Origin of the sequence: Streptomyces katrae (assembly GCF_000966975.1) — a bacterium.
GTDB classification, from domain to species: domain Bacteria; phylum Actinomycetota; class Actinomycetes; order Streptomycetales; family Streptomycetaceae; genus Streptomyces; species Streptomyces katrae.
The window spans coordinates 1-11,526 of record NZ_JZWV01000700.1 but is presented as its reverse complement, the minus strand read 5'-3'; the positions used below and the strand labels follow the sequence as shown (position 1 = coordinate 11,526).

9 protein-coding genes and 1 pseudogene are annotated in these 11,526 nt (G+C 71.8%); 6 read left to right on the top strand and 4 right to left on the bottom strand.

The window, feature by feature from the left end; genetic code table 11:
• Window positions 1-182 (bottom strand): annotated as a pseudogene (locus VR44_RS46475) (5-deoxy-glucuronate isomerase); the annotation flags it as partial.
• A complete protein-coding gene (iolC, locus tag VR44_RS24480; protein ID WP_045949748.1) occupies window positions 166-1,092 on the bottom strand; it encodes a 5-dehydro-2-deoxygluconokinase in 927 nt (308 codons plus the stop codon). The gene iolC and the pseudogene VR44_RS46475, both read right to left, overlap by 17 nt.
• Before the next feature lie 129 nt (window positions 1,093-1,221).
• Between iolC and VR44_RS24475 the strand changes: the two genes are divergently transcribed.
• The 5 genes from VR44_RS24475 to VR44_RS24455 all read left to right on the top strand — a co-directional run bounded on the left by VR44_RS24475 (window position 1,222) and on the right by VR44_RS24455 (window position 6,583).
• Window positions 1,222-2,136 (top strand): sugar phosphate isomerase/epimerase family protein, encoded by a 915-nt coding sequence (locus VR44_RS24475; RefSeq protein ID WP_045949745.1) that lies wholly within the window; start codon window positions 1,222-1,224, stop codon window positions 2,134-2,136.
• A 27-nt stretch (window positions 2,137-2,163) separates the two neighbouring features.
• Window positions 2,164-3,186 carry a Gfo/Idh/MocA family protein gene (locus tag VR44_RS24470; protein WP_045949744.1) on the top strand — a complete coding sequence of 341 codons (1,023 nt, stop codon included), beginning with the start codon at window positions 2,164-2,166 and terminating at the stop codon, window positions 3,184-3,186.
• Window positions 3,187-3,429: 243 nt separating this feature from the next.
• Window positions 3,430-3,630 carry a helix-turn-helix transcriptional regulator gene (locus VR44_RS24465; protein ID WP_045949743.1) on the top strand — a complete coding sequence of 67 codons (201 nt, stop codon included), beginning with the start codon at window positions 3,430-3,432 and terminating at the stop codon, window positions 3,628-3,630.
• A gap of 397 nt (window positions 3,631-4,027) precedes the next feature.
• Entirely contained in the window at window positions 4,028-4,195 is a 168-nt protein-coding gene (locus tag VR44_RS24460; protein WP_045949742.1) for a copper-transporting ATPase, read from the top strand.
• Between the two features lie 99 nt (window positions 4,196-4,294).
• Entirely contained in the window at window positions 4,295-6,583 is a 2,289-nt protein-coding gene (locus VR44_RS24455) for a heavy metal translocating P-type ATPase (protein WP_045949741.1), read from the top strand.
• Between the two features lie 390 nt (window positions 6,584-6,973).
• Here the strand turns inward: VR44_RS24455 and VR44_RS24450 are convergent, their stop codons facing one another.
• Window positions 6,974-8,263: a citrate synthase gene (locus VR44_RS24450; protein ID WP_045949740.1), complete on the bottom strand. Its 1,290-nt coding sequence runs from the start codon at window positions 8,261-8,263 to the stop codon at window positions 6,974-6,976.
• Between the two features lie 178 nt (window positions 8,264-8,441).
• Window positions 8,442-10,691, bottom strand: coding sequence for an SF1B family DNA helicase RecD2 (gene recD2 / locus VR44_RS24445; RefSeq protein ID WP_045949739.1), 2,250 nt, complete (start codon window positions 10,689-10,691; stop codon window positions 8,442-8,444).
• Between the two features lie 277 nt (window positions 10,692-10,968).
• Here recD2 and VR44_RS24440 point away from each other — a divergent pair, with 277 nt between their 5' ends.
• Window positions 10,969-11,469: a DUF937 domain-containing protein gene (locus VR44_RS24440; protein ID WP_052713802.1), complete on the top strand. Its 501-nt coding sequence runs from the start codon at window positions 10,969-10,971 to the stop codon at window positions 11,467-11,469.
• The last annotated feature ends 57 nt before the right edge of the window (window positions 11,470-11,526 follow it).

Sequence of the window (11,526 nt, the reverse complement as noted above, 5' to 3'; positions counted from 1 at the left end):
TCCCGGGAATCGGGAAGGGGCGGGGCGGGGAAGGGCTCCGTGCAGCGGAGCTCGCAGCCTCCGTTCAGCGGGAGGACGATCCACTCCGCCCCACCGCAATCGTGCGCGTACACCTCCCCCGGCGCCAGCTCCAGCACCACCAACCGCGTGTACTCCATCCCCGTCTCAGACAGCACCGGCACGGTCCAGAACCTCCTCCACCTCGTGCGCGAACGGCATCGCCGTCGAACAGGCCAGCCGCGACGCCACGATCGCCCCCGCCGCGTTCGCGTACCGCAGCACCCGTTCCAGTTCCCACCCCGCCAGCAGCCCATGGCACAGGGCCCCGCCGAAGGCGTCGCCGGCGCCCAGGCCGTTGACCACCGTCACCGGTACCGGCGGTACCTCCACCGCCGTGCCGTCCCGGTGGACGGCCAGCACCCCCTCCGGGCCCCGTTTGACCACCGCCAGCTCCACCCCCGCCGCGAGCAGCGCCCGGGCCGCCGCGTACGGCTCGCCCTCGCCGGTGGCGACCTCGCACTCCTCCGCGTTCCCCACCGCCACCGTCGTCAGCGCGAGGGCCCGCTCGTACCAGGGCCGCGGCGGGCCGGCGTCCCACAGCATCGGCCTCCAGTCGAGGTCGAAGACGGTCGTCCCGGACTTCGAGCGCGCCTCCAGCGCGGCCAGCGTCGCGGCGCGGCTCGGTTCGGCGCTGAGGCCGGTGCCGGTCATCCAGAACACCCGCGCGTCGCGCACCGCCTCCCGGTCGATCTCGTCCGGCTCGATCTCCAGGTCGGGGGCCTTCGGGAGCCGGTAGAAGTAGAGCGGAAAGCGGTCCGGCGGGAAGACCTCGCAGAAGGTGATGGGTGTCGGGTAGTGCGCCACCTCCTCCACCCACCGGTCGTCGACCCCGAACTCCCGGAGCTCACCGCGGAGATACGCCCCGAAGGGGTCCGCACCGGTCCGGCTGATCATGGCGGTGCGCCGCCCGAGGCGGGCGGCGGCGACGGCGACGTTCGCCGGGGAGCCGCCGAGGAACTTCCCGAAGGTGTCGGCCTCCGCGAGCGGTACCCCCGTCTTCAGCGGGTAGAGATCCACCCCGATCCGCCCCATCGTGATGAGGTCGTACGCGGGCCCGTCCCCGGTCCCGCCCCCTGCGTCCCCCGTGGTCACGTCGGGCACTCCTCCCACTCGCACTCGTCCTCCCTTTCCCCTCGGACCTCGCACCCTAAGGTGGCCGTCATGACCTCCTCCCCGCCCGCGTTGACCCGTATCCGTGTCGGTTCGGCTCCGGACTCCTGGGGTGTCTGGTTCCCGGAGGATCCGCTCCAGGTCCCGTGGGACCGCTTCCTCGACGAGGTGGTCGGTGCCGGGTACGAGTGGATCGAACTCGGCCCCTACGGCTACCTGCCCACCGATCCGGCCCGGCTCGCCGACGAGACCGCGAAGCGGGGGCTGCGGGTGTCCGCCGGCACCGTCTTCACCGGACTCCATCACGGTCCCGCCGTCTGGGAGGAGACCTGGGCGCACGTGTCGCGGATCGCCGCGCTCACCCGGGACATGGGCGCGGAGCACCTGGTGGTCATCCCCTCCTTCTGGCGGGACGACAAGACCGGCGGAATGCTGGAGGACCCGGTCCTCACCCCCGCTCAATGGCGTGAACTCACCACCCAGACCGAGCGCCTGGGCCGGGAGGTGCGGGAGCGGTACGGGCTGCGGATCGTGGTCCACCCGCACGCGGACACCCATGTGGACACCCCGGAGAACGTGGCCCGGTTCCTGGACGCCACCGATCCGGAGCTGGTGTCGCTGTGCCTGGACACCGGGCACTACGCGTACTGCGGCGGGGACAGCGTGGAGGCGATCGAGACGTTCGGCGAGCGGATCGGCTACCTCCACCTCAAGCAGGTGGATCCGCGGATCCTCGCCGAAGTGGTGGCCGGTGGCGTCCCGTTCGGGCCGGCCGTGGAGCGCGGGGTGATGTGCGAGCCGCCGTCGGGGGTGCCCGCGCTGGAGCCCGTCCTGGCGGCGGCCCAGCGGCTCGGGGTGGAGCTGTTCGCGATCGTGGAGCAGGACATGTACCCCTGCCCGCCGGACCGCCCCCTGCCCATCGCCCGGCGCACCCGCGCCTACCTGCGCTCCTGTGGCGCCCGCTGATCCCCGCCGATCCGGAGGAAGACACGCATGAACACGCTCGGCATCGCCGTCATCGGCACCGGGAAGATGGGCGCCGACCACGTGCGGCGCATCGGCGACACGGTCGGCGGGGCGCGGGTGGTGGCCGTCGCCGATGCCGTCGCCGATCCGGACGGGGACCGGGCCAAGGCGGTCGCGGCGGGGGTCGAGGGCGCGGCGGCGTTCACCGATCCGGCGGCGGCGACAGCGGCCCCCGGGGTGGACGCCGTACTGATCGCCTCGCCCGGGCCCGCCCATGAGGAAGCGATTCTGCACGCCCTGGAACGGGAGTTGCCGGTGCTCTGCGAGAAGCCGCTGACCCCGGATCCGGAGGGGGCGCTGCGGGTGCTGGAGGCCGAACGGCGGGTGGGCCGGCGGCTGGTGCAGGTGGGGTTCATGCGGCGGTTCGACGCCGAGTACGAGCGGCTCAAGGAGTTGCTGGACGCGGGCGGGATCGGGCGGCCGCTCTTCCTGCACTGCCGTCACCGCAACGCCTCCTCGCCTTCGTTCTTCACCAGCGACATGCTGATCAGCGACTCCGTGGTGCACGAGGTGGACGCGGCCCGCTGGCTGCTGGGCCAGGAGGTGACGGCCGTGACCGTGCTGTCGCCGAGGCCGTCCTCGGCCGCGCCCGAGGGGCTGAGCGACCCGCGCCTGGTGCTGCTGGAGACCTCGGGCGGGGCGATCGTGGACGTGGAGATCTTCGTGAACTGCGGGTTCGGCTACCAGGTGCGCTGCGAGGCGGTCGGGGAGTCCGGCAGCGCCCGCATCGGCGACGGCCACGCGATGGTGGTGGAGTCGGCCGGCCGGTGGGGCGGGGAGATCGCCCAGGACTTCACCACCCGGTTCGCCGATGCCTACGACCGCCAGGTGCGGCGCTGGGTGGCCGCGGCGGCGCGGGGACGGGTGGACGGCCCGGACGCCTGGGACGGGTACGCGGCCGCCGCCGTCTCGGAGGCCGGACTGGCGGCCGGGCGCAGCGGCGTACGGACCGAGGTGCGGCTGGTGGAGCGGCCGGAGCTCTACCGCTGAACCGCCGCCGGGGTCCCGGATTCACCGGACGACTCCTGTGCCGCGTCCGTCACAGGAGTCGCGCCCTTGTCACGCATATCCGGATTACGCGGGTTTTCCGTCACAGGCGGTCCACAGCCCCTCCCCTGCCCTCACGGAGCGTCGTTCTCCGGGCACAAAGCGAGTGATCGTCAGTGTCCGCGCGCCGGCTTCCCCGACGGCCTCCCGGCCGGCCCCGGGGCGCGGACCGAGGAGGTGTCGTGGATGAGCGACCGACAGCTGTGGTCCTACAAGGAGATCGCCGCCCATATCCGGGTGCAGCCGGACACCGTGCGCTCCTACCGGAAGCACGGCCTGCTCCCCGCCCCCGACCACGTGGAGAGCGGCAAGCCCTACTGGTACGCCGACACCATCCGGGCCTGGGTGGCCCGCCGCCCGGGCAACCGGGGACGGCGCGAGGAGTGAACCCGCTCCCTCACCAGGACTCCGGAGCCCCCGCCCGTTCGGCTGCCGCGCTCCCGGGCGCGGCAGCGCCCCGGCCGCGCGGCTGAGGAGGGTACCGACGGCGAGCCCGAGCACGCGGGAGGCCGGCCAGGCCCCCGTCGAGCGGGCGATGGTGTCACCCTTGACTTGGCCGAACCGGGTCTCGTGACCCGCCGGGAAGATCAGCACGGCGAGGCCGAGCCGGCTGAGCACGTCGATCACCTCGCCGGTCTTCGCCGGCCGACTCGTCCACCGCAGAACCGGTCGACTCTCACCGGAGACCCGCCGACGACCCACCGGACACCCGCCGGATACCGGGTTGATACCCCCTAGGGGTATAGTCTGGGGTAGGAAGAGACACCCCCGATAGGAGAACGACATGACCGCCGTGACGGAAACCGTGTACAAGGTCACCGGAATGACCTGCGGGCACTGCGAGGGCGCCGTGACCGCCGAGCTGACCGTGGTGTCCGCCGCCCCGCTCGCCGAGGCCGACGTGCGCGCCGCCGTGGACGAGGCCGGCTACGAGCTCGCCGGCCAGGTCTGAGGCCCGCCTCAGCCCCCTTCCTTCCGCAGTACCCCGCCGGGCCGTACCCGCCAGCCCCCGACTGGACCGTGCGGCCCGGCCCTTCCCCCGGAGCGGGACATGAGCAGCAGCACAGTGCACGAGGGGCCCATAGCCGAGGTCGAGCTGACCATCGGCGGAATGACCTGCGCCTCCTGCGCGGCCCGCATCGAGAAGAAGCTGAACCGGATGGACGGGGTCAGCGCCACGGTGAACTACGCCACCGAGAAGGCGCGCGTCTCCTACGGCGGCGACGTCCGGGTGGCCGACCTGATCGACACGGTGGTCAGGACCGGGTACACGGCCGAGGAGCCCCCGCCGCCCGAGCCCGAGCGGGACGAACCCGGGCCCCGGCCGGCGGCAGCCGAGGCCGACCCCGTGCTCGACGCGCTGCGGCAGCGGCTGCTGGTGTCCGCCGCCCTGGCCCTGCCCGTCGTCCTGCTCTCGATGGTGCCCGCCCTGCAGTTCGACAACTGGCAGTGGCTCTGCCTGACCCTGGCCTCACCCGTCGCGGTCTGGGGCGCCCTGCCCTTCCACCGGGCCGCCTGGACCAACGCCCGGCACGGCGCCGCGACCATGGACACCCTGGTCTCGGTCGGCACACTGGCCGCCTACGCCTGGTCCCTGTGGGCCCTGTTCTTCGGGCACGCCGGCATGACCGGCATGCGGCACGGCTTCGACCTGACCGTCCGGCGCGCCGACGGTTCCTCCGCCCTCTACCTGGAGGTCGCGGCGGGCGTCGTCACCTTCATCCTGCTCGGCCGCTATCTGGAGGCCCGCTCCAAGCGGAAGGCGGGCGCGGCCCTGCGGGCGCTGCTGGAGCTGGGCGCCAAGGACGTGACCGTGCTGCGGGGCGGCCTGGAGGTCCGGATCCCGGTGGGCGCCCTCGCCGCGGGCGACCGGTTCGTCGTCCGGCCCGGGGAGAAGATCGCCACCGACGGCAGGGTGGTCGAGGGATCCTCCGCCGTGGACGCCTCGATGCTGACCGGCGAGTCCGTCCCGGTCGACGTCACCGTCGGGGATCCGGTCACCGGCGCCACCGTCAACGCCTCCGGCCGGCTCGTCGTGGAGGCCACCCGGATCGGGGCCGACACCCAGCTCGCCCGGATGGCCGCGATGGTCGAGGAGGCGCAGAACGGCAAGGCCGAGGTGCAGCGCCTCGCCGACCGGATCTCCGCGGTCTTCGTGCCCGTCGTCCTGCTGCTCGCGCTCGGCACCTGGGTCACCTGGCTGCTGCTCACCGACGACACCACCGCGGCCTTCACCGCCGCCGTGGCCGTCCTGATCATCGCCTGCCCCTGCGCCCTGGGCCTGGCCACCCCGACGGCCCTGATGGTCGGCACCGGCCGGGGCGCCCAGCTCGGCATCCTGATCAAGGGCCCGGAGGTGCTGGAGTCCACCCGCCGGGTCGACACCGTCGTCTTGGACAAGACCGGCACGGTGACCACCGGCCGGATGACCCTCTCCGGGGTGCACCCCGCCGAGGGGGTGGACGAGAAGGAGCTGCTGCGGCTCGCCGGAGCCCTGGAGCACGCCTCCGAGCACCCCATCGCCCGGGCCGTGGCCGCCGGAGCCGCCGAGGCGGCCGGGGCCGCGGGCGGCCTGCCGGTCCCGGAGTCCTTCGAGGCACCGCGGTCCTTCGAAAACCTCGCGGGACTGGGCGTCCAGGGCGTGGTCGAGGGCCGCTCCGTCCTGGTGGGGCGCGAACGGCTGCTGGCCGAGCGGGGCATCGCCCTGCCCGCCGCCCTCGCCGGAGCCGCGGCGGAGGCCGAGGCCACCGGCAGCACGGCGGTGCTGGTCGCCTGGGACGGCGAGGCGCGCGGGCTGCTGACCGTGGCCGACGCCGTGAAGCCGACCAGCGCCGAGGCCGTGGCCCGGCTGCGGGCGCTCGGGCTCACCCCGGTCCTGCTGACCGGGGACAACAGGGCGGTGGCCGAGACGGTGGCCCGCGAGGTGGGCATCGAGGAGGTGATCGCCGAGGTGCTCCCGCAGGACAAGGTGGACGTGGTCCGCCGGCTCCAGGCCGAGGGCCGCACCGTCGCCATGGTGGGCGACGGGGTCAACGACGCCGCCGCCCTCGCCCGGGCCGACCTGGGGCTGGCCATGGGCACCGGCACCGACGCCGCCATCGAGGCCGGCGACCTGACCCTCGTACGGGGTGACCTGCGGGTGGCGGCCGACGCCATCCGGCTCTCCCGCCGGACGCTGGCCACCATCAAGGGCAACCTGTTCTGGGCCTTCGGATACAACGTGGCGGCGCTGCCGCTGGCGGCGGCCGGACTGCTCAACCCGATGATCGCGGGGGCCGCGATGGCCTTCTCGTCGGTCTTCGTGGTGACCAACAGCCTGCGCCTGCGCTCGTTCCGCTAGGTCCCGCCCGGGCGGGACCGGCGGGCCCGGCGGAAGATCTCCTTCCCCGGGCCTCCACATCTCCTTCACTGGAGACGCAGATCACAGTGATGACAACGTAACCATCCGGGGTCGTCCCGGGTCTAATGGGGCGATGCCAGAAACATCTTGGGGGATGTTTCACGGAGGTCTTGGGGGACGTCCGCGGCATTCGCCGGCCGGGACGCGTGCCCTCGGGAAGCTTTGAGCGGCCCTCCCGACCCGAACGGGTCCCGGCAACACACCGACGCCCCGGCGCGGGTCCCGTGGGGGGAATCCGCTGCCGGGGAAAGGGAAGCGCCCCGTCCGTCGACCCGTGGGGGGATCGACGGCGGGGCGCTTTTCGCGTCTCCGGGCCCTGGGGGCTCAGCTTCAGCGGGCCTCGACCGGGACGAAGTCGCGCAGGACCTCGCCGGTGTAGATCTGGCGCGGGCGGCCGATGCGGGAGCCGGGCTCCTTGATCATCTCGTGCCACTGGGCGATCCAGCCGGGCAGGCGGCCGAGCGCGAACAGCACGGTGAACATCTCGGTCGGGAAGCCCATGGCCCGGTAGATCAGACCGGTGTAGAAGTCCACGTTCGGGTAGAGGTTGCGCGAGACGAAGTACTCGTCGGCGAGCGCGTGCTCCTCCAGCTTGAGCGCGATGTCCAGCAGCTCGTCGCTCTTGCCGAGCGCCGAGAGGACGTCGTGCGCCGCGGCCTTGATGATCTTCGCCCGGGGGTCGAAGCTCTTGTAGACGCGGTGGCCGAAGCCCATCAGGCGGACGCCGTCCTCCTTGTTCTTCACCTTGCGGATGAAGGCGTCGACGTCGCCGCCGTCCTTCTTGATGCCCTCGAGCATCTCCAGGACGGACTGGTTGGCGCCACCGTGCAGCGGACCCCACAGGGCCGAGATGCCGGCGGAGATCGAGGCGAACATGTTCGCCTGCGAGGAACCGACCAGGCGCACGGTGGAGGTCGAGCAGTTCTGCTCGTGGTCCGCGTGCAGGATCAGGAGCTTGTCGAGCGCCGAGACCACGACCGGGTCGAGCTCGTACTCCTGGGCCGGCACGGAGAAGGTCATGCGCAGGAAGTTCTCGACGTAACCGAGGTCGTTACGCGGGTAGACCACCGGGTGGCCGACCGACTTCTTGTACGCGTAGGCCGCGATCGTCGGGAGCTTGGCCAGCAGGCGGATCGTCGAGAGGTTGCGCTGCTTCTCGTCGAAGGGGTTGTGGCTGTCCTGGTAGAAGGTGGACAGCGCGCTGACGACCGAGGACAGCATGGCCATCGGGTGGGCGTCGCGCGGGAAGCCGTCGTAGAACCGCTTGACGTCCTCGTGCAGCAGGGTGTGCTGGGTGATCTCGTTGCGGAACAACGCGAGCTCGTCGACCGTCGGCAGCTCACCGTTGATCAGAAGGTAGGCGACCTCGATGAAGGTCGAGCGCTCCGCCAGCTGCTCGATCGGGTAACCGCGGTAGCGCAGGATGCCCTGCTCACCGTCGAGGTAGGTAATCGCGGATTTGTAGGCGGCGGTGTTGCCGTAGCCGCTGTCCAGCGTGACGAGCCCGGTCTGGGCCCTCAGCTTCGCGATGTCGAAGCCCTGGTCACCGACGGTGCTCTCGATCACCGGGTAGGTGTATTCGCCGTCCGCGTACCGGAGTACTACAGAGTTGTCGCTCACGTCATCCCTCACCGACGTAGTGCCTCTTCTTCGAGGTGCCCTGACTGCCTCTACCTTCCCCCATTTGGCGCAGGAGAGTGCACTCGGGGTCGGCCTTTGGTCTTTTTGACGGCACTGAGTGCCGTCAACCTGCACATCCTGCCTTGCCCGCGGGGCCTGTGGGAACCCAAATGATCGATCATCTAGGTGATGTTTCCCACCGGTATCGTCCGGCGAGCCTCGCGGCGACCGCCGTGAACCTCCTGCCTGCGGAAACCGTACGGACCGCCTGCCCGAGGGCCTTGCGGGACCCTACGAGGACGACGAGTTTCTTCGCCCTGGTCACGGCCGTGTAGAGCAGGTTTCGCTGGAGCATCATCCAAGCCCCGGTCGTGACCGGGATCACGACCGCCGGATATTCACTCCCCTGGGAGCGGTGGATGGTGACGGCGTAGGCGTGCGCCAGCTCGTCCAGCTCGGCGAACTCGTACCCCACCTCCTCATCCTCCTCCGTACGGACCGTCAAGCGCTGCTCGTCCGGATCGATAGCGGTCACCACACCGACGGTGCCGTTGAAGACGCCATTGGCTCCCTTCTCATAGTTGTTCCTGATTTGGGTGACTTTGTCACCAACCCGGAAGACCCTGCCTCCGAACCGCTTCTCGGGCAGGTTCGGCCTGGCCGGGGTGATGGCCTGCTGGAGCAGCCCGTTGAGGTTGCCCGCGCCGGCCGGGCCCCGGTGCATCGGCGCCAGCACCTGGATGTCGCGGCGCGGGTCGAGCCCGAATCTGGCGGGGATCCGGCGGGCCGCGACGTCCACCGCGAGCACCCCGGCCGCCTCGGTGTCCTCCTCCGGGAAGAGGAAGAAGTCCGGCAGGCCGTCGGTGATGGGCGGCACCCCCGTGTTGATGCGGTGGGCGTTGGTGACCACGCCCGACTGCTGGGCCTGCCGGAAGATCCGGGTGAGCCGGACGGCGGGCACCGGCCCGCCCTCGGCGAGGAGGTCCCGCAGCACCTCGCCCGCCCCGACCGAGGGCAGCTGGTCCACATCGCCGACCAGCAGCAGGTGCGCCCCCGGGGCCACCGCCTTGACCAGCTTGTTGGCGAGCAGCAGGTCCAGCATCGAGGCCTCGTCGACCACGACCAGGTCGGCGTCCAGCGGCCGGTCCCGGTCGTACGCGGCGTCCCCGCCGGGTTTGAGCTCCAGCAGCCGGTGCACGGTGGAGGCCTCGGCCCCGGTGAGCTCGGAGAGCCGCTTCGCCGCCCGGCCGGTGGGGGCGGCGAGCACCACCTTCGCCTTCTTGGCCCGGGCCAGCTCCACGATGGAGCGCACCGTGAAGGACTTCCCGCAGCCCGGCCCGCCGGTGAGGACGGCGACCCGGCGGGTCAGCGCGAGGCGCACGGCGTCCCGCTGCTCGGGGGCGAGGGCGGCCCCGGTCCGCTTCGCGAGCCAGCCCAGGGCCTTCTCCCAGTCCACGTCCCGGAAGCCGGGCATCCGGTCCTCCTCGGCGTTCAGCAGACGGCGGACCTGGCCCGCCAGGGACAGCTCGGCCCGGTGGAAGGGGACCAGGTAGACGGCGGTGAGGGGGTCCGGGCCACCCTGGGGGTCTGGCACGGACTCCCGTACGACCCCTTCCGGGTCGGCGGCGAGCTCGGCGAGGCATTCGATGACCAGCCCCGTGTCCACCTGGAGCAGCTTCACCCCGTCGGAGATGAGCCTCTCCTGGGGAAGGAAGCAGTGGCCCTGGTCGGCGGACTGGGACAGGGCGTACTGGAGGCCGGCCTTGACCCGCTCGGGGCTGTCGTGGGGGATGCCGACGGCCTGGGCGATGCGGTCGGCGGTCAGGAAACCGATGCCCCAGACGTCGGCGGCGAGCCGGTAGGGATGGTTCTTCACCACCGAGATGGAGGCGTCCCCGTACTTCTTGTAGATGCGGACGGCGATGGAGGTGGAGACCCCGACGCCCTGGAGGAAGACCATGACCTCCTTGATGGCCTTCTGCTCCTCCCAGGCGGCGCCGATCAGCTTCGTCCGCTTGGGGCCCAGGCCCGGCACCTCGATCAGCCGCTTCGGCTCGGTCTCGATGACGTCGAGGGTGTCGAGGCCGAAGTGCTCCACGATCCGGTCGGCGATCCTCGGACCGATGCCCTTGATCAGGCCGGAGCCCAGGTAGCGCCGGATGCCCTGGATGGTGGCGGGCAGGACCGTCGAATAGTTCTCGACGCTGAACTGCCTCCCGTACTGCGGGTGCGAACCCCAACGGCCCTCCATCCGCAGGGACTCGCCCGGCTGCGCGCCCAGCAGCGAGCCGACGACGGTCAGCAGATCGCCCGCGCCCCGGCCCGTGTCGACCCGGGCGACCGTGTAGCCGCTCTCCTCGTTGGCGTAGGTGATGCGCTCCAGCACCCCCTCGACCACCGCCAGTTGCACCACCGCGTTGTTCGCCATGGCACCGAAGCTACCGTCCGGCGCCGACAGGCCGCGGACCCTGTGGACGAACGAAAGGGGGTCCGGCCTCACGGCCGGACCCCCTCACGGTTACCCCTCCCTCGTCGGACTTCCCGATCCCCCCAGATCCCCTCCCGGAAGTCCCGACGCACCATACGACCCACGTCGGGCGCGAAGGGTTGCATGCGGAATCACAGCTTTACCTTTCCATTACCGACGGTGGTCCGGAGGTCGCTCTGAGATGCCGATAAATCCGGTCACACGTAGCGTTCCAGGCATGAGTGAATCTTCCTTCCAGGACGACGTGATCCACGAGCTCGGCGACGACAGGCTGCAGGAGATCGCCGGCCTGCTCGGCACCGATGCCGACGGCGCCCGCGAGACCGTCGCGCACACGGTCGGCGCGATGTCCGGCAGCCTCCAGGAACAGGCCGAGGGCGGCGACGACGAGGTCCGCCAGGCCTTCGCCGAGGTGTCCCAGCCGCCCCTCCAGGGCGTGGCCACCCTCGGCGGCGGCCTCGGCGGGCTGCTCGGCGGCGGGATGATGGCCGGGGTGCTCGGCAAGGTCGGCAAGCCGGTGGCCGAGGCGGTCTCGAAGAAGACGGGCATCCCGGCCCCGACCGTGTCCCGGGTCGTCGAGATGCTGATCCCGGTCGTGCTGGCCGTCCTCGCCAAGCGCGCCGGCGGCAAGGGCGCACCCGCCGCCGGGGCACCCGCGGAGGGCGGCGGAGGCCTCGGCGACCTGCTGGGCTCGGTCCTCGGCGGCGGCAAGAAGTAAGCGCCGCCCGGCCCCACGGCAGCCCGGCCCGGCTACGGGCGGGCCGCCCCCACCGCA